Annotated in this window: 22 protein-coding genes; 6 read left to right on the plus strand and 16 right to left on the minus strand. The window is 56.9% G+C overall.

Features of this window, described 5'->3' with window-relative positions:
- From AABO57_07105 to AABO57_07125, 5 genes are all read right to left on the minus strand, one after another.
- Positions 1-381: biotin/lipoyl-containing protein (locus AABO57_07105; GenBank protein ID MEK6285491.1), on the minus strand; the 381-nt coding region annotated here is incomplete at its 3' end.
- Positions 382-484: 103 nt separating this feature from the next.
- Complete coding sequence (locus tag AABO57_07110; protein MEK6285492.1) at positions 485-1,465, minus strand: alpha-ketoacid dehydrogenase subunit beta; 981 nt, start codon at positions 1,463-1,465, stop codon at positions 485-487.
- A gap of 45 nt (positions 1,466-1,510) precedes the next feature.
- Positions 1,511-2,512 carry a thiamine pyrophosphate-dependent dehydrogenase E1 component subunit alpha gene (locus AABO57_07115; protein ID MEK6285493.1) on the minus strand — a complete coding sequence of 334 codons (1,002 nt, stop codon included), beginning with the start codon at positions 2,510-2,512 and terminating at the stop codon, positions 1,511-1,513.
- A 77-nt stretch (positions 2,513-2,589) separates the two neighbouring features.
- Positions 2,590-3,996 carry a dihydrolipoyl dehydrogenase gene (gene lpdA / locus AABO57_07120; protein MEK6285494.1) on the minus strand — a complete coding sequence of 469 codons (1,407 nt, stop codon included), beginning with the start codon at positions 3,994-3,996 and terminating at the stop codon, positions 2,590-2,592.
- 33 nt (positions 3,997-4,029) lie between these two features.
- Entirely contained in the window at positions 4,030-4,344 is a 315-nt protein-coding gene (locus AABO57_07125; GenBank protein ID MEK6285495.1) for a Rieske (2Fe-2S) protein, read from the minus strand.
- Positions 4,345-4,618: 274 nt separating this feature from the next.
- Here AABO57_07125 and AABO57_07130 point away from each other — a divergent pair, with 274 nt between their 5' ends.
- Positions 4,619-4,936, plus strand: a complete 318-nt coding sequence (locus tag AABO57_07130) for a hypothetical protein (protein ID MEK6285496.1) — start codon at positions 4,619-4,621, stop codon at positions 4,934-4,936.
- Positions 4,937-5,072: 136 nt separating this feature from the next.
- Here AABO57_07130 and AABO57_07135 read toward each other — a convergent pair whose 3' ends face one another.
- From AABO57_07135 to AABO57_07150, 4 genes are all read right to left on the minus strand, one after another.
- Complete coding sequence (locus AABO57_07135; GenBank protein MEK6285497.1) at positions 5,073-6,842, minus strand: M1 family metallopeptidase; 1,770 nt, start codon at positions 6,840-6,842, stop codon at positions 5,073-5,075.
- Positions 6,843-6,959: 117 nt separating this feature from the next.
- Positions 6,960-8,555: a M28 family peptidase gene (locus tag AABO57_07140; protein MEK6285498.1), complete on the minus strand. Its 1,596-nt coding sequence runs from the start codon at positions 8,553-8,555 to the stop codon at positions 6,960-6,962.
- A gap of 134 nt (positions 8,556-8,689) precedes the next feature.
- The gene (locus tag AABO57_07145; GenBank protein ID MEK6285499.1) at positions 8,690-10,024 is read right to left on the minus strand and encodes a pitrilysin family protein; all 1,335 of its coding nucleotides are present in this window, start codon (positions 10,022-10,024) and stop codon (positions 8,690-8,692) included.
- Entirely contained in the window at positions 10,014-11,381 is a 1,368-nt protein-coding gene (locus AABO57_07150; GenBank protein MEK6285500.1) for a pitrilysin family protein, read from the minus strand. Before AABO57_07150 ends, AABO57_07145 begins: the two co-directional genes overlap by 11 nt.
- Positions 11,382-11,754: 373 nt before the next feature.
- On the opposite strand from AABO57_07150, the gene AABO57_07155 reads away from it, so the two are divergent.
- Together AABO57_07155 and AABO57_07160 are read left to right on the plus strand one after the other, a co-directional pair.
- Positions 11,755-12,195, plus strand: a complete 441-nt coding sequence (locus AABO57_07155; protein ID MEK6285501.1) for an HU family DNA-binding protein — start codon at positions 11,755-11,757, stop codon at positions 12,193-12,195.
- A 110-nt stretch (positions 12,196-12,305) separates the two neighbouring features.
- Positions 12,306-12,479, plus strand: a complete 174-nt coding sequence (locus AABO57_07160; protein ID MEK6285502.1) for a hypothetical protein — start codon at positions 12,306-12,308, stop codon at positions 12,477-12,479.
- 21 nt (positions 12,480-12,500) lie between these two features.
- Here the strand turns inward: AABO57_07160 and AABO57_07165 are convergent, their stop codons facing one another.
- The 3 genes from AABO57_07165 to metK all read right to left on the minus strand — a co-directional run bounded on the left by AABO57_07165 (position 12,501) and on the right by metK (position 16,022).
- A complete protein-coding gene (locus AABO57_07165; GenBank protein ID MEK6285503.1) occupies positions 12,501-13,388 on the minus strand; it encodes an alpha/beta hydrolase in 888 nt (295 codons plus the stop codon).
- Positions 13,389-13,489: 101 nt separating this feature from the next.
- Entirely contained in the window at positions 13,490-14,770 is a 1,281-nt protein-coding gene (gene ahcY / locus AABO57_07170) for an adenosylhomocysteinase (protein MEK6285504.1), read from the minus strand.
- A gap of 106 nt (positions 14,771-14,876) precedes the next feature.
- Positions 14,877-16,022 carry a methionine adenosyltransferase gene (metK, locus tag AABO57_07175; protein MEK6285505.1) on the minus strand — a complete coding sequence of 382 codons (1,146 nt, stop codon included), beginning with the start codon at positions 16,020-16,022 and terminating at the stop codon, positions 14,877-14,879.
- Between the two features lie 493 nt (positions 16,023-16,515).
- Here metK and AABO57_07180 point away from each other — a divergent pair, with 493 nt between their 5' ends.
- Positions 16,516-16,926 (plus strand): response regulator, encoded by a 411-nt coding sequence (locus tag AABO57_07180; GenBank protein MEK6285506.1) that lies wholly within the window; start codon positions 16,516-16,518, stop codon positions 16,924-16,926.
- A 57-nt stretch (positions 16,927-16,983) separates the two neighbouring features.
- Here the strand turns inward: AABO57_07180 and AABO57_07185 are convergent, their stop codons facing one another.
- Positions 16,984-18,009, minus strand: coding sequence for a hypothetical protein (locus tag AABO57_07185; GenBank protein ID MEK6285507.1), 1,026 nt, complete (start codon positions 18,007-18,009; stop codon positions 16,984-16,986).
- 279 nt (positions 18,010-18,288) lie between these two features.
- Between AABO57_07185 and AABO57_07190 the strand changes: the two genes are divergently transcribed.
- Positions 18,289-19,131: a 3-hydroxybutyryl-CoA dehydrogenase gene (locus AABO57_07190; protein ID MEK6285508.1), complete on the plus strand. Its 843-nt coding sequence runs from the start codon at positions 18,289-18,291 to the stop codon at positions 19,129-19,131.
- Between the two features lie 183 nt (positions 19,132-19,314).
- Complete coding sequence (locus AABO57_07195; GenBank protein MEK6285509.1) at positions 19,315-20,487, plus strand: tetratricopeptide repeat protein; 1,173 nt, start codon at positions 19,315-19,317, stop codon at positions 20,485-20,487.
- A gap of 83 nt (positions 20,488-20,570) precedes the next feature.
- Here AABO57_07195 and AABO57_07200 read toward each other — a convergent pair whose 3' ends face one another.
- The 3 genes from AABO57_07200 to AABO57_07210 form a co-directional block, all read right to left on the minus strand.
- Positions 20,571-20,831 (minus strand): hypothetical protein, encoded by a 261-nt coding sequence (locus tag AABO57_07200; protein MEK6285510.1) that lies wholly within the window; start codon positions 20,829-20,831, stop codon positions 20,571-20,573.
- Between the two features lie 396 nt (positions 20,832-21,227).
- The gene (locus tag AABO57_07205; GenBank protein MEK6285511.1) at positions 21,228-21,524 is read right to left on the minus strand and encodes a zinc ribbon domain-containing protein; all 297 of its coding nucleotides are present in this window, start codon (positions 21,522-21,524) and stop codon (positions 21,228-21,230) included.
- 198 nt (positions 21,525-21,722) lie between these two features.
- Entirely contained in the window at positions 21,723-22,838 is a 1,116-nt protein-coding gene (locus AABO57_07210) for a hypothetical protein (GenBank protein MEK6285512.1), read from the minus strand.
- Positions 22,839-23,177: the final 339 nt, after the last annotated feature.

Here is a 23,177-nt window from a genome sequence, read left to right on the forward strand (position 1 = left end):
TGCTTTCTTGGGCTCTTCCTTCGCCGGCGGTGGCTCTGCTTTCTTGGGCTCTTCCTTCGCCGGCGGTGGCTCTGCTTTCTTGGGCTCTTCCGTAGGCTGAGGAGAGGCTTCCTTCGCGCTCTCGGTTGCCGCCGGCTTCGTTTCACCGCCGTTGATCACTGCGACCACCGTGTTAACGGGAACGGTTTCACCCTCCTGAACCTTTATCTCGGAGAGCACGCCCGAGGTTGGCGCAGGGATCTCAGCGTCGACCTTATCGGTCGAGATCTCAAACAGCGGTTCGTCGCGTTTGACCGAGTCGCCGACTTGCTTGAGCCACTTTACAATCGTTCCTTCGGCGATGGACTCTCCCATCTGCGGCATCTTTACTTCTTCGCTCATAATTCTCCAATCTGATTAGTCCGTAGTCCGTGGTCAGTAGTCCGTGGCGAGGCCGGATCATCTCGCCGCGACTACGGACCACGGACCACGGACCACGGACTATTCAATACGCTGCCAACGCGCGAGCCGCCTTCACCACATCGTCCACTTGCGGCATAAAGAATTCTTCCAGCGGAGGCGCGTAAGGTACCGGAGTATCGATCGAGGTCACCCTCATCACCGGGCCATCCAGGTATTCGAACGCTCCCTCGTTTATGACCGCGGTCAGCTCGCCGGCCATACCGCCTGTGCGTGTTGCCTCGTGCAGAATGATGACCTTGCTCGTTTTCTTAACCGATTCCAAAACGGCTTCGCGGTCAAACGGCAGAAGCGTTCTCAGATCAATCACCTCGGCGTCTACGCCCTCTTTCTGCAAGCTGTCCGCGGCTTCAAGCGCCGTGTAGACCATCGCGCCATACGTGATGATCGAGAGGTCGCGCCCTTCGCGACGGATCGCCGCCTTGCCGATCGGCACGATGTAATCGTCCGTCGGGACTTCTTGCTTGATCTTCGGATTGCGGTACAAAAACTTGTGCTCGAAAAACAGCACCGGGTCTTCGTCGCGAATCGCGGCTTTGATCAAGCCTTTCGCGTCGTAGGGCGTCGAAGGCTCGACCATCTTCAAGCCCGGGGTGTTAAGAAAAAACGACTCGACGTTCTGCGAATGAAAAGGGCCGCCGTGTACGCCTCCCCCGCACGGTCCGCGCACGACCATCGGCAGACCAATCCCCTGGCGATAGCGGCTGGTTGCGGCGTAGTTGGTGAGAATGTCGAAGCAGCACGAGATGAAGTCGATGAACTGCATCTCGGCTACCGGCCGCATCCCCATCATCGCCGCTCCGCACGCCGCGCCGACTATCGCCGATTCCGATATCGGAGTGTCGATAACCCGCCCGTCGCCGAAGCGACCCGCGAAACCTTCGGTCACCTTGAACGCGCCGCCATAGATGCCAATATCTTCGCCGAGAAGAAAGACACGGTCGTCGCGTTCCATCTCTTCCCAGAGTCCCTGACGTATTGCTTCGAGTAAAGTTATTGCGGCCATCGGATTTGCTCGTTATGCGATTCTGCTTCTAAGCCTCATCGCCTCCTATTTTCCAACGCCGCGAACTGAAGGCGCCTTGTCTTCGGCATAAACACCGCCGAGAGCGTCCCCGGGCGCGGGCGAAGGTTGGCTTTCGGCCCACTCCAAATCTGCGTCCAGAGTCGCCTCGACGCGCTTCTTTACCTCGTCGATGTCGGCAGTGCCGGCAACCTTCTTTTCCTTCAGCGCTTTTTCGAAGTGCGTGATCGGATCTCGCTTGGTCCATTGATCCAGGACCTCTTTCGGCACATACGATTGATTGTCGTGGGCCGCGTGGCCTCGCATTCGGAAAGTCTTCGCTTCGATGAAGGTCGGGCCGCCTCCATCGCGCGCTCGATCAACCGCGCGGCAAGCCGATCTATAAACGGCCATCACGTCGTTGCCGTCGACGATCTCGCTCGGCATGCCATAAGCCTTTGCGCGATCGGCCAGGTTCAGAATACGCATCTGCTTGGTGGTCGGGGTCGTGTACGCATAGGAATTATTCTCGCCCACGATCACCAGCGGCAGGTTCTGGACTGCGGCGAAGTTCGCGGCTTCGTGAAACGCGCCGGTGCTCGTTCCGCCGTCGCCGATGTACACCATACCGACGGATTTCTTGTTCTGCATTCGCTTCGCCAGCAAGACCCCGTTCATCACGGCTATCAGGGTGCCGAGCGGACTGATTGTTCCAATGAAGCCGCGATCCAGGTCGGTGATATGGAGGTTCTGATCGCGCCCGCGTGAAAGCGAGGTCGCCCGCCACAGATAGTTTGCGAAGACTTCGCGAGGCAGCGCTCCGATCACCAGCAAAGCGCCGAGGTCGCGCGTCAGCGGCGAGAGTATGTCGCCCTGGTGTTTGTCGAGCGCATAAGCCGAGCCGACTGCAGTTGCTTCCTGGCCGAGACTTCGAAAAAGCCCGCCGACTATCTTGCCCTGCTTGTACAGATTGTCGAGCCGGTCCTCGAGCGAGCGAGTCAGCCGCATAAAGAACAGCAGTTCGAGTTGTTGGCGCTTATCGAGGTCCATAAGAAGCGGTTTCGGGTTCAGGGTTCAGGGTTTCTGGTTCGGAACTCGGAACCACGAACCCGGAACCCTGAACCGATTCAAACATGAATCACCATTCCGTGCGCGTCTTCGAAGGCTTCGTGTATGCTTTCGGACACTGTCGGGTGCGCGTGCATGGTGTTGATCAGCTCTTCCACCGTGGCTTCCATTTGCAATGCGACGCAGCCTTCGACGATCAACTCGGTGGCGTGCGGACCGATCAAGTGCAACCCCAGCACTTCGTCATAACGCGCGTCGCTTACGACCTTCACCATGCCTTCAGTCGCACCGAGAATCTGGGCCTTGGCGACGACCGGAATCGGAAAATGACCGACCTTCACGTCGTAGCCTCGTTCGCGCGCTTTCGCTTCGGTCAGGCCCACGCTCGCGACCTCAGGCTGGCAATAAGTGCAGCCGGGAACGTGGTCGTAGTTGATCGGCCGCGGATTCTTTCTCGCGATCGTTTCAACCGCGAGAATGCCTTCGGCCGACGCCACGTGTGCGAGCCACGGCGTTGGAATCACATCGCCAATCGCATACACGTTAGGCTCAGCGGTGCGCATGTGATCGTCGATCTTGATGTAGCCCTTCTCCAATTCGACGCGCGTGTTCTCGAGTCCGAGATCGTCGGTGTAAGCGCGGCGTCCGACCGCGACCAGAAACTTTTCAGCCGTGAATTCGCGGTCCTCGTCGTTGATGCGCGCGGTAACCCGCACCAAGCCGTTTTCTCTGACTGCCGATCTGAAGTTTGCGCTGGTGAATGACTTGATGCCTTGCTTCTTGAACGATTTTGCAAGCTCGGCGCTGATCTCTTCGTCTTCAATCGGAAGCAGTCGCGGCAGCAGCTCGAGTATCGTCACGTCCGTGCCGAAGCGCAAAAACATCGAAGCGAACTCTACGCCTACTGCGCCCGCGCCGAGTACGATCAGCGATTTGGGAATCTCTTTGAGTTCGAGTATCTCGTCGCTGGTGATTATCTGCTCGCCATCGATGGGAAGGTCCGGCAACGAGCGCGGGACTGACCCTGTCGCGATAACTATGTTCCTAGTCAATACCGCCTGCGTGGAGCCATCCACGCCGGTCACCGTGATCCGGCCCGGGCCATCGATGTGGGCGGCTCCCTTGAAGACCTGAACCTTGTTCTTACGCATCAGAAACTCGACGCCCTTGGCGAGTTTCAAGACGACTTTGCCTTTGCGCTTCTGGGCCTGATCGAAGTCGAGCGAGACCGACCCCGCGACGATGCCGTGTTCCTTGGCGTGTTTGAATTCGTCGAGCAGGTCGGCGGTGTGCAGGAGCGATTTGGTTGGAATGCACCCGCGCAACAGGCAGGTGCCGCCGAGGTTCTTGTCCTTTTCTATGATTGCGGTCTTTAAGCCTAGCTGCCCTGCTCGAATCGCGGCAACGTAGCCGCCCGGTCCCGCCCCGATTATGGTTACATCAAACGTCTCAGTGCTTGAGCTCAATTAAGTCAGCCCCTCCTGCGCGGGTGTTTTGCGCTAGTCCAGCGAGAGCTTTACTTCGCCTTCTTCAACTTTTACTTCAAACTTTTCGACTTTAGCCATCGAGTCGATTGGCGAGGCGCCAGTAGCGAGGCTGTAGATCCACCCGTGCCACGGGCATTGCACGGTCAGGTTGTTTCGATCGACAAAGCCTTCACCCAACGGCCCGCCCCTATGCATGCAAGTGTTGTCCAGCGCGTAGAACTGGCCGTCAACGTTGAATACGGCGATCGTGCGGCCGTCGATTTCCACCACCATCGCTTGCCCAGGCGGGAGATCCGATGTGTTTGCAATTTTGATGAAGTCAGACATTCAACTTTCTGTTGTGACTGGTCAGCAACTTGCGGTCAATTAATTGTTCTAGCCGCCAATTGAGCATCTTAGCAACCCGCTGCGCAGGCTTTCAAGTTGTATTGCCTGACCCACATGCGTGAAACAGTAGTTGTCAAATGATCGTTCTTTGAATGAAAGCGGGGTTTGATCGCGTCAATAATGGTAGGAAGATCTTCCCGGCTGCAACGCTCAACATGCAGCGATCGAGCCGGGAGAAACGATTTTGACTGTCTTCGCATACGCAGCAGGAGGAATGGAAGTTATGGCAGCGACGTTTGGGAATCATAGTCATATCGCGCCAGAGAATCTAAGGTTGATGCTTCTATCCTATGGGATGGACCACGCCTACCGGGTAATAAGTCTGGAAGAGATCGCGCATGCGATACCGCACGTCAGAAGAGATGAGGTTCAAAGCGTACTCGAGCGCCTCGCGCAGGAAGGTCTGGTGACCAGGTTCTCGGGCCGCTACTGCTTCAACAAAGCGATCCCGGTCGAGCTGCGACACAACATCGACCAGCTCATCACGCCCAGCGGGACAATTCGGGCGAGAACAAACTCAGGAAGCATATAGGATTCCAGGAAAGATTCAGAGGGATCTGACGCTTCAGATTTGAGGCGGTCCAAGCTTTCTGTCCTGCGTGTTTCTGTCTATCTCGTTCGTATCTATATCCGCGACCACCTAATATCAAAAGGCGACGTCCTAACTTCTATTTCAGTTTCCTCAAAACCCAGTGATCCTCGTCGACTCCAACATCAACCGGCTGCTTAGCCACAGTGAATGCGAATTTCCGCTTGCGCGCATCATCCCACACTGTGCGTGTCTCGCGAGTGCCGTCAACATAATGAATCGTCACATCGAGAGGCATGATGTACACCCCATCCGCGCGGCCGGGGATCACGTGAGATTGCTTCTGCTTGATCACAACCGTTACCTTGTAGTTCCCTGACTGGTCAGCATCGCTGCCTTCGAATGACACTTTGTAGACCGGACGGCCCGGCGCGTAAATCCATTGCTGGAAGAACCAGTCCAGCGACGCGCCATAGTACTCCTCGCACACCCGCTGAAAGTCCAGGGTTGACGCGTTCGAAAAAGCGAAGCGCTCGCCGTACTGCTTCAATGCGTCGAAGAACTTCTGATCGCCGAGAACGTGACGCAGCATGTGTAGCACCCATCCGCCCTTCCGGTAGATCGCGCCTTGATCATCAAACGGCCTGTCGAGATTCTCGGCGGTCACCGTTCCACCCAGCGCTCCATCCACGACCCCGTCATCGTAGCTCCTGCTCAACAATTCGCCCGGAGAGAGACCCGCGAAACGCTCGAAGAAAAGGACCTCGCAATAAGTCGCAAACCCTTCGTTGAGCCAGATGTCATCCCATGTCTTCATCGTCACCAGGTCGCCCCACCATTGATGGGCCAGCTCGTGAACAATGGTCGATTGGTGGCTGCTGGTGACCGAGCCCACGAGTGAAGAGCTGATGCTGGTGATCGTCTGGTGCTCCATCGCGCCGCCGAACGGGAATTCAGCCATGCCGTACTTCTCGCCTAGAAACGGATACTCTCCAAAAAGGTCGGCGTAGATCTGCATCGCCGAACGGGTGACCGCAAATTTCGCGCGCGCGAGCTCCAGATGCTCAGGGTAGACGTAGTAGACCAGCGGCATCGTGGTTACGCCGTCGAGCGCCGTGTAGCTGTCTTCGAATCGCTCATAGTTGGTGGCCGCAACAGACACCAGATAGGTCGTAAGCGGCGAGTCCTCACGCCAGAAATATGTGACCGTGCCATCCGCGTTCGGCTGAGTCCGATCCAGCACGCCGTTTGAGGCCGCCTGATTACCCTGGGGCACCGTGACTTCGAGCTCGGCCGTAGCCTTGTCCGCGGGATTATCGATGCAAGGCCACCATAGCGGCGCGCCAAAGGGCTCGCTGTGGGTTGCAATGACCGGCACGAAATTAGGGCCGTGCCGCGTAAACAGCAACCCTCCGCCGATACTGCTCGAACCTGTCCCAGGTCCGTGATATTGGATAACTACGGTGAACGGCCTTCCCGCAGACACGGGGGCAGGGAAGCTGATTATGACCCGGCTGTCTTTTCGCCGAAAGTCGTTCGGGTTCCCGTCGAGCTTCACCGAATCGATACTCAGGTTTGGTTGAGCATCGACGTTGATGGCGCTCACGGTCCCGGTTGTCTCGCCCGTGATGGTGACGGCGCCCGTAACTACGCCCGCGGTACCGAACCCGTTGGGCGCGAGTTGAATCTGCAGCCGGTAGTGCTTCACATCGATCGACTGAGACTCAACGGAAGACGCAACCAGCGAGGACGATTCAACGCTTTCCTGATGTAAGCCCTTCTCAATCCAGTTGTGTTCGCGTCTGATTCGTTCGAAGATCGATTCCTGATTTTGAGCAGACGAGGGAGCGCTGGGAGCGCACAGAATCGCAAGCGTCAAAAACAAACAAGTGATTCGCGCTTTGAACATTTCTTCTCCTGTGCGTCGCGGATGGTTGGTAGGCGCTTGACGTGGCGCAGACTTTAGTCCGTGTCGGGTAACTCCGCCAGTAGGGCAATGACCAGGCACAGACTAAAGTCTATGCTACTAAGGCCGTTTGTCCACAACCAGGCGATGATCGAGATTCGCGACTCGCCAACCCGTCGCGAAGATCATTCTGTCGATCCGTTCCATCTTCTCGAAGTCGATCTTCTCAACAACGTCGCTCGGCCTGTGATAGTCGCGATGCACGCCGGTGAAGTAGAAGATGATCGGAATGCCGTGCTTGGCGTAGTTGTAGTGATCAGAGCGATAGTAAAAGCGCTCGGGGTGCTTTTCGTCGTTGTACGTGTAGTCAAACCGCAAGCGCGCCGTGTCCGAATTGGTCTCTTCGTTCAGCCTGTTCAGCTCGGTTGAAAGCTTGTCGGCTCCGATTATGTAAATCGAATCCTTGTCGGTCAGACGAGCGTCGCGCGGGTCATCGTCACCTTCGGGGCGGCTTCGGCCAACCATGTCGATATTGAAATTAGCGACAAGTTTCCGGAGCGGCACCACTGGTTCGTAGTCCGTATTGTATTCGGATCCGAACAGGCCCAGCTCTTCGCCGGTATGAAAGACAATCAGGATTGACCGTCTCGGCCGAGGACCGACTGCAAACGCCTCGGCGATTTCGAGCACCGACACTGTGCCCGAGCCATCATCGTCAGCTCCATGATAGACCTCACCCTTGTCGCTGGTTGGCAAGTGATCGTAGTGCGCGCTGAACACAACGTACTCATCTTTGAGTTTCGAATCAGCGCCCTCCAGGACGCCGGCTACGTTTTGAGCAGGCGGCGCGTCTTTCACGGCAACGCGAAGCTTGATCTCGGCGCTCGCGGCAAGCTCCGCGGGTTTGAGCTTGCTGCCGGGCGAGATGAGTTCAGAGCTCTCTTTGCCCATAGCCTTAGCGATCGCTTTTATGAGCTCCGGCCCCGCGGTAATCTCGGGCAAGACCTTTCCGGATGTCGCGGTTCGCGGCGGCAAGCCTAACTGTTGCTGGCCCCCGAACTCGACCTTGAGTTGATCCCAGGTAAGGAGCCTTTGCGCGTCGGGAATCTTGATCAGTCCAATCGCTCCGTGCGCGAGCGCCGCCGGCTGCGCTTGCTCATCTTCGTTCAAACTCAATTTCTTTAGAGGCTCGGATAAGCCGCCGGACATCACCACGATTCGACCTTTTACCCGCAGACCGGCGTAGTCATCGTGACTATTCCTCGGCGACGAGACTCCGTATCCCACAAAAACCAGTTCGCCGCTGACGTTCATATTCGTCGGCGACTCCGCGACAAACGAGTCCGGGTACATGAACTCTCGCCTGGCGCCACCCTCAATGAGCGTCAGCCGGCTCGCCGCGAGATCGACGTTGCGGTAGCTGAGCGGCACTCGCTGAAAGAACGAGCCGTCGCGAGCTGCGCCGTGATAGCCGTAGGATTCGAGCTGAGACGCCAGGTAACGCGCGGCTATGAGGTTCGACGGGCTGAACGTGTAGCGCCCTCCCAGCTCACCGGAAGCAAGAAAGCTGAGATGGCGCTTCAGATCGCGCGCGGTGATGCTCGATGTTGCTTCAGCCGTTGGAAGCGGCCGATTGGCTGCGCCCGCTGTCGCCAGCGTGAGGGCCGCAAGCATTAGCATCGCTAGCGCGCGCCTGGGCGAATGACGGTGGTTCATGCAACTCCTTCCCTGGTAGCACACACTTCTTTAGTCTGTGCCCGGCAACTACGCTGCCAAGAACAATCCGGACACAGACTAAATCAGTCTGTGCGGGCGCTCTCTCAAACTCGCGCGAAAGAACGCAAGGACCCCTACAGACTAAAGTCTGTGCTACTGCCGATCGTTCCCAGTTCGTCGATCGGGCCGACGACGACCGTGGTCAGATTTCGCGGGTCGATGTGTGCGCGCGCAACGCGAGAAACGTCTTCGATTGTGATTGCCCGGATCAGATCAGGGTATTTCTCGAGGTAGTCAAAGCCGAGCCCGTAGACTTCAGCTTCCAGTAGAAACTCAGCGACCTGCGAATTCTTCTGAAAGCGCAGAACGAAGCTGCCAGTCAGATATGACGTCGCCGTCTCGAGTTCTTCTTCGCTGACCGGCTCTTCGACTATGCGCGCGATCTCAGCTCGCAGACCCGCGATAGCGCGGCCGAGATTTTCGGGAGCGGTTCCAATGTACGCAATGAACCGGCCCGGGTCGAGCCCCGCACTCGAAGTAATATTGCTGAATGTAGTGTAAGCGAGCCCCTGCTCGTCGCGAAGGATTCGAGGTATGCGCGACGTGAACCCAGGACTTGATCCGAGGATCGTGTCCATCACCAGGAGGGCGTAGTAGTCCGGATTTTTTCGTTCGATTCCCAGGTGCCCGATGATGATGTTGACCTGTTCCTTGGAAGCGGCGATGAATCTCTCGATCGGAACCGTCTGGCGATGAGGTCGCGGCACCTGCGGTGGTTCGAACTTTTCGAACGTTTTGGCGCGCTCCCATTTTCCAAACGTCGCTTCGACCTTGCTCTTCACTTCACTCTTGTCGATGTCGCCGACTATTGCGAGCATCGTGTTATCGGGCACGTAGTAGCGATGATCGAAAGCCTCTACGTCCGCTCTCGTGAGTCCCTTCACGGTCTCTTCATAACCTATCGGAGGGCGATGCTGGGGCGAACCCTTGAACACTATCTCATTGAAGGCGTCCGAAGCTTGAGTGCGCGGCACGTCGAGCCGCGCTTTGATCTGGGCGACCCGGCGTTCGCTGTGCTGATGGACTTTTTCATTGGGAAAGGTCGCGTTCATCAACAGATCCGACGCGACGTCCACGCCAAGCGCGATGTCCTTCGAAAGCAGCGTGACCACAACGCCGCTGGATTGATAGTCCCCAAAAGTGCCGAGCCGCCCTCCGGAAGCTTCGATAGTTTCGGCGATCTGCTGCGACGTTCGAGTCGTAGTACCGGCATCCAAAAGCGCGCCGACAAGAGAAGCAAGCCCCGCGTTCTCGTCGGGCTCGAAGCGCGACCCGGCGCGCACGATCGCGTTTATTGAAACAGAGGGAATCGAGTGATTCTCCGAGAGCAACAGGACAAGCCCGTTCGGCAGCTCGACACGCTCAACATCCAGCTTCGGGCGCGCGACGCGCTTTTGACTATGTTGCACGGCCATTCTCCCGTTCGTCGAGTTTGCCCTCGTTAATCAAGTAGCCAACTGTTCGGTTGTCCTGGGTGAAATACTTTTGCGCGGCTGCTGCCACATCATCAATCGTGACGGCCGCGATTCGTTCCAGCAGCGTATCCAGATAGAGATAGCCCCGCGACTCGACGGGCACGCGCTCGCCGAAGGCAATCGTTTCGTACTGTCCGAGCAAGATCGCCTGTTGCAACGGCTCCTCACTGCCCAGCACGAGAGAAGCTTCGATCTGGCGCTTGGCTTTCTCAATCTCAGCAGCCGAAATGTCGCCGCGTTTCAGCCGATCGATCTCGTCGTAGGTTGCGCGCTCTACATCGCCTATGTTGAAGCCAGGCTTCAGCTCAGCTTGAAAATAAAAAAGCGCCGGATCGATATGATCGTGATAACTGGCATCTGCGTTGGTGACCGCCTGGTCGCGCTCGACCAGGCGCTGATAAAGCCGTGAAGACTTGCCGGTCGACAGAAGCGTCTCGGCCACCTTTAGCGGGTAGGAGTCCGGGTGGGCGACTTCCGGTGCATGATAGGCGATCAGCAACCGCTCGACTGGTGTTTCTTTTCTTACGAGCAGGCGCTTCTCGCCACGCTGCGGAGGCTCGACAATGTTGATCGGCGCGGCCTCCGGACCCGGCGCGATCGAACCAAACAGATTTTCGATTTTCTGAAGCGCCTCACCCGTATCGAAATCGCCGACCAGTACAACCGTCGCGTTGCGCGGGTGATACCACCTGTCATAGTAGGCCTTCATATCGGCTGCCGAAGCCGCTTCCAGGTCTTCGAGCCAACCGACGGTGGGCCAGTGATACGGGTGCTGGCGAAATGCCGTAGCCCAAACCTCGTTTTCGAGCACCTCCCACGGACCGTCGAGCCCAATGCGCAACTCTTCCTGGACTACCTGCTTCTCGGAAGCGAATTCTTCTTCGTCGAACATAGTGCCCCGCATGCGGCTCGCTTCGATTTCCAGAGCCGCCCCCCATCGGTCCGAGGCGAACGTGAAGTAGTACGCGGTGAAGTCGAGCCAGGTGAACGCGTTGTTTGCTCCGCCGTTCAGGTGGGTGATCAGGTCGATCTCGCCCTTCTTGTAGCGGTCCGTGCCTTTGAACAGCATGTGCTCGAGGAAATGCGACTTGCCCGTCTGCCCGAACTCCTCGTTCCGCGAGCCGGCGCGATACCAGATCATCGTCGCCACAACCGCCTTCTCGCGCGACTCCCTGGTCAGCACGGTGAGTCCGTTTGCGAGCACTGCTTTGTGAACGCTTCGAGTGATGAATGACTTCGTTTGTATATCCGTCCTGGCTTCTGCGTCCGCGGTAGCGATCAGCGTCGTCATAAGAGGTCTTTGAACCCGATTCCTGAGACTTCTATTCACAGATGGCTGTGTGGAATAGCAAACAAAATTCTAGAGTGCGGAAAGAAGCGGTGTCAAACCAATGACCTTGCCAGGCGGAACGCGCACGGCAACTCTCGTGACCGCCGACTCCAGAAGTCCTCGCGCGGACTTGATTTCTCCCTATTCGCTGTAGATACTTGAGCGTGCTGTACGGCATAGTAACCCCATAGTCTTAGCGTCATCCGGATTGAAGTACATAGAACTCTGCCATTGATGGGGCCCGCGTGCTGCGAGCTTATTTCGCGACCGCGCGGATATGATAGTAGAACTCAAAGAAACAGGCCGCCGAACAGTTGCGGCTGACAGGAGAAAGATGACTAAGGCAGAACTTGTGGAGGAAGTGGCTCGGGCGGCTGAGCTGAACAAACGCGACGCTGAAGTGATAGTCGAAACCGTCTTCGGCTCGATAATCGGCGCGCTGCACAAAGGTGAAAAGGTCGAGTTGCGCGGCTTCGGAAGCTTTCGCACTCGCGAGCGAGGCCCGCGCCGCGGCCGCAATCCTAAGACCGGCGAGCCGGTTGATGTTCCAGCCAAGCGCGTCCCTTACTTCAAGCCCGGCAAGGAACTGAAAGAGTACTTCACTGAGAGCCCGGCCGCGAGCGCCGCAACTGCGCCACTAGAGGCCCAGCCCGCCGCCGCAACAGAGGGCAGTGGCTCCGCTTCCAGCGAGGGCGCCGTCGCCGGCGGATCACCTTCCCATTCGACAAACGAAAGCTCCGAGGGCGAAGGCTCATCGGGTGGCTCAGCCGTTTGAAAAGACGGTGATCAGTTGTCAGTGGTCAGTCCATAAACAGAATCTACTGGTGAACGCTGATATTCACGTTACGCGTGATTGCTATCTGCGATTGCCCGACACTCCCACTCATGGAAAAGAAAAGAATCGATTCTCCAAACGGAAAGCAGCGGCGGTCTAAGCCCGACCGGCGCTCGAGCGAACGGCGCGACGCGGAGCGCAAATCCGGCAAAGGCACGCTTACCACGCGAGTGGGTGAGCGCCGTCAGAAAAGCCGCAGGTCAAAGGATCCGAAAACCGGATAGAAGTGTCTTCTCTTGCGGTCGCTATTTTTTCAAGAGACCGTTCTTCACCACAAACGCTGCCAGCAGCTCGTTGAACTCGCCGGGCTTCTCCATCATCAAGAAGTGGCCAACGCCGTCCCAAATCTGATACTCGATGTTGGGCGCTATGCCGCGATAGAACTGTTCGGTATCGGCGGGGTAGAAAGGAGACTTGGCCATAACAGCGAGCACCGGGACATTGATCTTGTCCTGCTTCCAGATCGACTCCTCGGCCATCCCTTCCATCGCGCTGATTGCGACGGCCTGAGGCGTGCTTAACATCGAGTTCTTGATCTCGGCTCGCATCTCCGCCGTTGCGTTCTGGCCAAACATACTATCGATGAACCGGCTCGCTGCTTCCTTGTAGCCCGGGCCCCGGAGCGGCGCAATGAACTGCTCCATCATCTTTTTGTCGCCGAAAGCGCGAAGCGGGCCATCGACGATAACCAGCGCAAGCGTCTTCCGGGGATACTTCCGGTAGAACTCGCGAATGACCGGTGTGCCCATGCTGTGTCCAACCAGAACCGCTCGATCCACTCCGGCATCGCGGAGCACCGCCTCAACCGCGCGGGCGAACAAGTCCATCGTGTAGCTGAGTTGTGGCTTGTCACTTTGCCCGTGACCGGGAAGATCGACGAGGATGACGCGCTGCTTGCCCTCGAACGCGGGCAACTGACCGTTCCAAAAATTGAGATTACAAGTCCAGCCGTGGACAAAGACCAGCGCTTCGCGGCCCTTGCCGTGATTCCGGTAGTGAACACGGTGGCCATCGAGCTTCGCGTAACGCGACTCGCCTTCGGCCGGCATCGCCCCAAGGGCCGAGTTGGCCGCGGAGAGGATTGTCAAACAGGAGAGGAATGCGATTGTGAGAAGGCGCGCTTGCTGAAGCATATCGAAACCTCCTTCGAGCCGCGAAGAGCAAAGAAGACCGCGTTGGTTTAGAGCACCGCCTGAGGCGAAGGCTCTGATTCGTCAGAATCGAGGCGACTGAATCAAGTCCCTGCCTCCCACGTGTTCATATACTCGATCATTTCGGGCGTGAGACGGTCGATCTTGATTCCCATCGCCGCAAGCTTGAGCGAGGCGATCTCGTTGTCGACTTCTTCGGGCAGAAGCTGAACACCCGGCGGGAGCTTGCCCTCGTTCTTCACCAGGTACTCGCACGACAGAGCCTGATTGGCGAAGCTCATATCCATCACCGAAGCCGGGTGGCCTTCGGCGGCTGCGAGGTTGATCAGCCGGCCTTCGCCGAGCACCATCACCCGGTTGCCCGTGCTTTTCAGCTTGTATTGTTCCACGAACGGGCGCAGTTGCTCTTTTTCCTCGCTCATCTCCTGGAGCGCGACCAGATTCAGCTCGACGTCGAAGTGTCCGGAGTTTGCAACGAGCGCTCCGTCATGCATCTTGGCGAAATGAGGGCCGTCGATCACGTGACGGTTGCCGGTGACGGTGATGAAAATATCGCCAAGCGGCGCGGCTTCCTCCATGGTCATCACTCGCATTCCGTCCATAACGGCCTCGATGGCGCGAATCGGATTGATCTCGCAGACGATGACGTTTGCTCCCATGCCCCGGCCACGCATTGCCACGCCTTTGCCGCACCAGCCGTAGCCGACTACGACGATTGCGCGGCCGGCAAGCAAAATGTTCGTCGCGCGAATCACGCCGTCGAGAGTCGACTGGCCTGTCCCGTAGCGATTGTCGAAGAAGTGCTTCGTCTGTGCGTCGTTTACGGCGATGGTCGGCCAGGTCATGCGCCCGCTCTTTTCGAGGGCGCGCAGACGAACAAGACCGGTAGTTGTTTCCTCGGTTGTTCCGATAATCTTCTCGATAAGCTCGGGACGCTCCTTGACCATGGTTGCGACGACATCCGAGCCGTCGTCGATGATCAAATCAGGCTCGTGGTCGAGAGCCATTCTCACGTGCCGGTTGTAAGTCTCGGGAGTTTCCCCCTTGATCGCAAAGACCGGAATGCCGTACTCGACGACAAGCGCTGCCGCGACGTCATCTTGAGTTGACAGCGGATTGGAGGCGATCAACACCGCGTCGACTCCGGCGGCTTTCAAGGCGCGAGCGAGATTCGCGGTTTCGGTCGTGATGTGGCAGCAGGCGATCATCTTCTTTCCTGCAAGAGGGCGTTCGCGCTCGAACCGTTCCCGGATAAGGCGGAGCACGGGCATCTCACGTTCCGCCCACTCGATACGCTTGCGGCCGGCCTTAGCGAGACCCAGATCCTTAACATCGTAGTTTGGTACTTGAGTGCTAGTGGTCATCGACAATCTCCATAATAGTGTAGGGGCGGCCCCGGCCGCCCCTCTTGCTTACAGTTTTGTGCTTGATGTAAGAAGGGGCGCCGAAGAGTGCGCCCTTACATGTTTTCTACAAGCCGGCGGCGCGGCGAAGCGCGTCGGCTTTGTCTGTACGCTCCCAGGTGAACTCGGGCTCGTTCCGGCCGAAGTGGCCGTATGCCGCGGTCTTCTTGAATATCGGCCGGCGCAGATTCAAGCTGTCGATGATTCCCGCAGGCGTGAGCTTGAAGTGTTCGCGCACCAGCCCGGCCAGCTTCTCTTCATCAATGTGCCCAGTGCCTTTTGTGTCGACCAGCACCGAGATGGGGTCGGCGATTCCGATAGCATAGGCCAACTGCACTTCGCAACGGTCGGCAAGCCCCGCGGCGACGATGTTCTTGGCAATGTATCGCGCCATGTAAGAGGCCGAGCGGTCAACCTTCGTCGGGTCCTTGCCGGAGAAAGCGCCGCCGCCGTGGGCGCCAGCTCCGCCGTAGGTGTCGACGATTATCTTGCGGCCAGTGAGGCCGGTGTCCCCTTGCGGGCCGCCGATTACGAAGCGCCCTGTCGGATTGATGTGGAAATCAGTGCCGGCGTCCATCATTTCACCGGGCACGACTGAGCGAATAACGTGATTGATCACGTCTTCGTGAATCTGATCGTTGGCTACCGATTCGGAGTGTTGAGTGGAAATAACGACGGTGTTGACGCGAACTGGCTTGTGATTCACGTACTCGACGGTGACTTGAGACTTGCCGTCGGGCCTCAGGTAATCGAGCAAGCCTTCTTTGCGAACATCCGCGAGCCGGCGCGTCAGCTTGTGGGCAAGCATGATCGGCATTGGCATCAGCTCGGGGGTTTCGTTGCAAGCGTAACCGAACATCATCCCCTGATCGCCTGCGCCACCGTGATCGACGCCCATCGCTATGTCGCCAGACTGAGTATCTATCGCCGTGATAACGCCACAGGTATCGCAATCGAATCCGTACTTCGCCCGCGTGTAGCCGATCTCGCGTATGGTTTCGCGGACAATCTTCGGAATGTCCACCCAGACGGAAGTTGTAATCTCGCCGGCGACGACGACCAATCCAGTGGTCAACAACGTCTCACATGCTACGCGTCCGTGAGGGTCGTCGCGCATCACTGCGTCCAGCACGCCGTCGGAGATCTGATCTGCGATCTTGTCGGGATGGCCTTCGGTTACAGACTCCGACGTAAACAAACGCGTGTTACTGATACCCACTAATAATAGCCTCCTATCGGTAGTTTCCCTTTTGGCGGGTTGTACGGTAGCGAGCGCGGCGCCCGCTTTAAACGCCAGAATCTAGCAGACGACATGATGGGTGTCAAGGAACGACCATGATCGCCCATGATCATGGTGCGCGTCATAGGAAGCCGCTATGCGCGTCATTCATTGTTTTGTCGTGGACACTGGAATTCAATTCAAATATAATCTGCGCACCCCTTTGGTTGGACTGCTTGATCTTGAAGGAGAGTCATAGTGGACGACCTCAAAAGGGCCCAACCTTGTGTTGGAGCGAGAACTTCCGAGCCACCAATTTTCCGGCGCACTCCAGTCTACAGTGAACCTCTTCAAGTTGCTGGGCCGGCTCAGGCGCTCAGGGTTATGCCTGGCCGCTGCTCCAAACATACGCAAGATCCTTTCAACCTGCTTATCGCATGGCCATCAGGCCTGCATCTGTAGAAGCTTCTGAGGGGGAAACGCAACGGTGGGAGACAAAATACTCGTTGTTGATGATAGCAATGACACCCGCGAGATGATGGCCAAGCTTCTAGAGTTGGAGGCTTTTACCGTCGTCACCGCCGAAGACGGCAGCATGGGGCTCAAGGCTGCTGCCGAGGAACTCCCGGACCTGATCATTACGGACATAAACATGCCCCACATGAGCGGCATCGAGATGATAAGGCGGTTGCGCAAACAGCCGGCCGGCAAGCGCATTCCAATTATGGCCATCACGGCCTATGGAAATGGAGTTGCCGAAGAGGCTCTTGAGGCGGGAGCCGATCGCGCTGCGACCAAGCCCATCCAGTTTGATGCCCTTGCTCTCGAGATCAAGGAACTACTGAGAGAATCCAAGCTGGGGGACAAGACAGGGGACCCGAAAAACCCCGCGGGCTAGACCCGACTCGCCGCGAAGCTGCGGCGAGGCTTGGAAGCTGTCGCCCGCCTCAAGTAGTCATCGCCCTTTTTTGCCGGATGATGAGAACAAACTGTTCAATAGATCCATCGGCAGGCTGCCGGTGATCCTGACATTGGCGTCGGCGCTGACAATGTTCACCGCCTTGAGCGCTTCACCTATCGTTGTCATCTTCGGATCGCTCATAGCACCCAGGAAGCCCCTGGCCATCCCCAGCAAACCGTTGAGCCTTTCGGCTACCGACTTCGCGTGTTCGGCAGTGTCGCTGCGCAAAGTTGCATTGAGGTCTATTCCTGACGCGACGTCGATCGTCCCGAAAATCAAACTAATCGAAGAAAAATCAGGGATCGGCAATTCGCTCGACTGCAGCCCGCTTGTCATCGCAGGCGTAAGCGCAACAACGAATCGGATGGCCGCTGCCGGATTCTGCGCGAGCGCGTCCGTCAGCTTTCCGTTTTGGGTGATGCTCGGCTTGGCGCCTGTCTTCACGTCGATCGAACCCCGAACAGCTTCCACACTGCCGGTCACAACCGTACTCACGTTGTAAAAGACAAACGCTGTCTCGTCTTTCTTGCCGGCGACGCTGGTACTGGCGGGGTTGTTCCGGGATGCGTCCTTTGACGGATCGGCTTCAGCAATCGACCTGACCTTGTAAATATCGAAGTCCTTGTACTTCTCAGACGTGAGCTTGACCTTTGTGCTTGCCCGCAGCCGCGCAAGCAGATCGTTCTGGTCGAAACTGCCGGTGATCGCGATGGTGGGGTTGTTCATGCCAGCGGTGGGAAATACAAACGCGACGGTATGCACGTCGCTCAACTTCACCCCAAGATCGGCCATTTCTGACTGGGCCTTGTCGATTGCGCTCTTCAGCTTCTCCTGTGCGTTGACCGCCGCCCAGAGGCTGCTGCCCGCGAACTTCTGAAAATCAATGACAGCCACAACACCGCCATCGGGCAGGACTGCCAGCAGGTCGCCAGCCCGAGTCCCGGACTGCGCTGAACCCCACTTCACACTCGTGCTTATTGTAACTGCTACGAGGATTGCCAAAACAACTGCTCTTCTCATTTGAGATCCTTTCCTTCCAGCTTCTGAGTTCGCGTGTGTACCGTTGTCAATTATATGCTGAAACGGTCCTGACAAGAACTGGTATTCGCCAAGGCCGCTGACTGAACTTCACAGCTAGCGAATCATCAGCGAGTCACCGCTAATCTTGATTTCGAGACGGTCGGCCGCTTAACATGGTGTCGTCGCGCGTAGCTTCCTCACTCTTGTTCATACGCACAGGATGTTCAATCGAATGCACTTTATTGGCGAACTTCTAGTAAGTATCGGGAGGTTGACGTGATCCAAACGATCGGAGTTGTAGGCGCCGGAACGATGGGGAACGGGATCGCCCAGGTTGCTGCGCGGGCCGGGCTATCGGTGTTAATGCACGATGTCGCGGACGAGTTCCTCGCCCGCGGCCTTTCCGCTATCGAGAAGAGCCTCCGACGCGATGTCGAAAAACAACGGTTGACCCCAGAAGAAGAGCAGCAGATAATCTCGCGAATCAAGCCGACAAAGGAACTCGCGGAACTCGGCGAAGCGCATTTTGTGGTCGAGGCCGTGACCGAGAATCTAACAGTGAAGCTGGATATCTTCCGGAGGCTCGATCAGCTCGTAAACCCGGACGTGATATTGGCGAGCAACACCAGCTCGATTTCGATAACGAAGCTTGCCGCCGCAACGTCGCGGCCCGATCGCTTCATCGGCATGCATTTCATGAATCCGGTGCCGGTGATGAAGCTGGTTGAGATCATACGCGGAATTGCCACGTCAGATGAGACTTACAACGCGACGCGTCAACTGGCCGAGACAATGGGCAAGACCCCGGTCGCGGTCAACGATTCGCCCGGTTTCATCTCCAACCGAGTGCTAATGCCGATGATAAATGAAGCGATCTTCGCGCTGCAGGAAGGCGTCGGCACAGCCGAAGCAATCGATCAGATAATCAAGCTCGGCATGAATCATCCGATGGGTCCGCTTCAGCTTGGGGACTTCATTGGGTTGGATGTTTGCCTCGCGATTATGAATGTGTTATATGATGGCTTCGACGATTCCAAGTATCGGCCATGCCCGTTACTAAAAAAGTACGTCGATGCGGGATGGCTTGGCCGCAAGACCGGCAAAGGGTTCTATGAATACTGAGCGGCTCCGGGAGGTGACGGGCAACGCACGTGAAACTGGCCGCGGGAGCCAGTTTCAGGGCTGCGATAAACTTTGAACAGGTGTTGTCTTAATAAGAATTAATAAGAAATGATACTCTGTCAGCAATGCACTCATGAAAATCCGTACAACCGTGAGACGTGTCTAGTCTGCGACGCTCACTTGTTGATAATAACCAACACTCCGACAGCCTCGGCTTATGGCGGCGTCGATAGCCTCCTGAGGCCGACCCTCGAAGAGCATCTGCTGGAACGCATCAGCTCGCTGGAATCTCAACTGGAGCGCGCGCAAGACAGGCTGGAGCTGGTGCTGGACCTTGTTCATCGCCAGGCCACCAGCGGTCTCTACGACCACGCGATGCTCGACGCGCTGGTCGAGCATCTGTCTGAACGCGGCGCGGTTGAAGGCGGAAAGCTCGAGACGTTGTGGCGCGACCGCATAGCAGAGCACTACGAAGAGGCGAGCGAGCAAGAGCAGTTCGATAAGCGCATCGAGCGCATGCTTGGCGGCTTTGGTGGTGAAAACTTCGATCTGTTCGCGCGATTGCTGGACACGGGCGCCGACCTTGTCCTCGAAGGCAACGCAAAACGCGGCATTCGTTACTTCGAGAAGGCGCTGGTGCTTGACCCGGCAAACGTCCCTCTTACCCTCTTTGTTGGTGAGCACTTTTTCCGCTTCAACAAGCCCGTCCTTGCCCGTGCTTATCTCGAGCGGGCCATCCAGAAGGAAGCCGATAACTACCCTGCTCGGTTGATGCTCGGGGTGATCTGCGGCGATGGCGGCGATCTCGATTCGGCCAAGCGACATCTGGGCCGTGCGTTGAAGATCCGAAGGAATTCGTTCGCCGCGCACTACGGGCTTGGGCGCATTCTTGTCAGCGAGGGTAGAGTCCGTGAAGCGCTCACGCACCTGAAGCGTGCGCTAATCTTGAAGCCGACCCCTGAGATGTACTACCTGGTTGGCCGCGCTTATCTCGAAGAAGGTCGAACCGAAGTTGCCGTGCGCCACTTGCAGCGTTGTGTCGAAATGGATCCGAAATTCGACGCGGCTCTCTATCATCTCGGACTGATTTATCTCCGACAGGAGAATCTGCTGCTAGCCCAGGAGCACTTCCGTGCCGCATACGAGATCAACCCGCGCGAGTCGCGCTACCGAACCGCGCTTCGAGCACGGAAGGCAGGACAACTGGCGCCTCTGCCGGTTTTCGGACGAGCCGCTGTGTCGAAACGCAAGGTAGTGAGCAGCGGAGATGTACGACTGGCCGAGCTTCTGCGGAGCGATCTTCTTGAATTACAGAATCCAGCGGCCGAGGTCAGGAAAGGACAAAAGCGAGGATAGAAGGCAGAATAGGCAGAGTAAAAATGAAAAAGGCAAAAGTGAGCGGGTTTCACTTTTGCCTTTTTCATTTTACTCTGCCTTCCTTAGTGGGCAGTCAGACTATCGTGCGACCGACTCCCATTCGGGAGGATTAGAACGCTGCGAGACGTCGCTGCAAACGCGGCGTTAGTATCAGCGGTCAGGCTGTAGATATCAAAGCCAAAAGAATCCAAATATGTTGCCAGGTCATTGCTCGACGAGATATAGAGCACCGGCTCGTGTCCGAGGTAATCCGTTATCTCAAGGAGCCGCTCGATGACCTCAATCGGTTCAAACGTTCTCGCCGGATCCCGGAAGCTAGCCATCTTTAACTCCTTTCCTGTTCTTAATACGGGCCACCCGCCCAAATAGTTTGTAAGCGTCCAATTCTAAGATGCTCTCTGCTTCTGCGAAGTTGGTTTTTGACGCAAGGAGTGACGGCCAGCTTTGCCACTCCAGAGGAAAGAACGACAGACGCCTAGCCGCTTGCGCTCGATCTCAATCAACCCCCGGTTATGCCACGACCAGTTTAGATGCTCGCGATAAATACTCAAGAGAAACATGCGACTCCGTTTTGTTGCCTTCAATTCAGTCATCCGGGCCCTTTGCCGGTTCGTCGTCCAGCCGGCAGGATGGCTCAGGGACACTATGAGCACAAATGAAAAAGCCGGCCCGAAAGCCGGCACTCAGTTCGAGATTGGATGATGACAATTTTCACTAGGCTAATCTTTGTCCCCGGAAGCCGTGGTCTTAGACACGCTTTCGGATGTCTTATCGGGCACGCTTTCGGATTTCTTATCGGCGCCCTTTTCCATTTGATCCTTGCTCGCAGGCGAGTCCTTGCGCGAGTAATCGCTCGCGTACCAACCTGAGCCTTTGAGTTGAAAGCTCGTGCGAGAGACCGCTTTCTTGACCTTGCCGCCGCACTTCTCGCATCGCTTGGGCGGGGCGTCGCTTATTCTCTGAATGACCTCGACGTGGGAGCCGCACTTCTCACAGGTGTATTTGTAGATAGGCATACTCCCCGGTTACCTCGATGAGAATCATTTATCACCCCGATAGTAGCACGAGCTAAAACGATGCATCAAGATAGACGCTAAGCCTCCTGCTTCACTACGCACCCATTTTTGAGGTTTCTTGGAGTAAAGCATCTTCCACTTTGACTGCCTTAAGCCCCTCGGTCGCGAACGAACCATCTCGAGCGGCCTCACTCGGCTTCAAAGATACCGCCGGAAATAGTTAGCCAGCAGGTAGCCGGCGTAGTACTTGTACGGCGCGCGTCCCAGGGTGTAATGACCGCATCGCACTATGGCCCGCTCGAGCTTCACGCCGTGGCGATCGCATTCTTGAAACAACAAGCGCGAAAGCTCAGGCGTGAAGGACAGGTCGTAGCGGGCCGAGATCATAAGCCCACGCCGCCCGTCGCCAACCAATCTGCTGACATAGGAATTGGGGCTAATCGCCAGCCAGGCTCGCCGGACCTGCTCGCGGGTGATTGCCGCCTCAAGCCCCCGCCTAACATGCGCGGTAGTCAAGCCTTCCCACACAACGTCCCCAAAATAGCTCGAAACGTGATTGTAAACGCCAACGCGGATGCGTTGTTCGTGAACGAACGTCAAGAATGCAATGCACGAACCGAGGCTTGTTCCAACGATGCCGATCCGATCATAGCCCTGCGCCTCCAACCAGTGGACTGCCGCTCTTGTGTCGAGCACCGCCTGCCGATTTGCTTGTAGCGTGCGGCCGAGGTTTGCGCTCACCATGTAGTCGGCGCGTTCGAAGCCGGGTAGCATTCGCCGATCGTGATAGGGCAGGCTCAACCGGAGCGCCGCGATCCCGGTCCGGTTCAGCAACTCACACAAGGCCACGTGCTCCTGTGACTTTGCGTTCCAATGAGGCAGCACTACAACAGCCCTCCCGCGTGCCTGAGCGACTTCATGAGTGCGCGATCCATTCGGCGAGCCTGTTTGCGCCGACACAGGAAAGTAGCGCGCATATGCTGTGTTGTTCTCAGCGAACGGCGTCTTTACCGCGCTCTGAAACGTGAGCCAGCCGTCTTCCAATGAGAAGGTGGGCACAATCTCCCCCGAGAAGAACTGGTCGCTTCTGGAAATTGCCCGTTCGTTAAATCTCAAGATCTCATCGAGTTTGTCAGGCTCCCGGGCATCTGCAGGCTCGGTAAATTGTCGCGGCTCGAGCGAATCGGCGCCACACTCAAACGGTCTTACCACCCGGTTGTTGTCTCTACGCGAGAGCTTGCGTTCCCAGTTATGAATCACATATTTGAGCATGTGAAGAAAGAATCCCTTCGCCCACAGAAGCCAGGACGCCATTCTAGAGAACGCCACAGGCTTGCTCAAGCCATAGTCGGCCGACCAGTCAGCAATCGGTCCCATTAGCACGCAACTTTGGAGCTGGCCAACTTCGCATACCTCTGCGACTTAAGAAAAAAGTGAATAAGTTTCGCAATGTTTTCCGTCTAACCTCCTAGGGAAAACATGAGCAAAACTAAACACTCAGAACCTGAGATACCTGACGGCGGTCCGCTTGCAGTGTGCGTCAACGATTGTCAGCTCGATTATGGGCAGGCACGCTCCGAACTGGTCGGTGTATGTTTTCAGGTTAGATGCGCATTCGCTGAAATGCGCTGGGGCTGCTCAGCAGCGGCAACC

This window comes from Acidobacteriota bacterium, from assembly GCA_038040445.1.
Classification (GTDB): Bacteria; Acidobacteriota; Blastocatellia; order UBA7656; family UBA7656; genus Onstottus_A; species Onstottus_A frigus.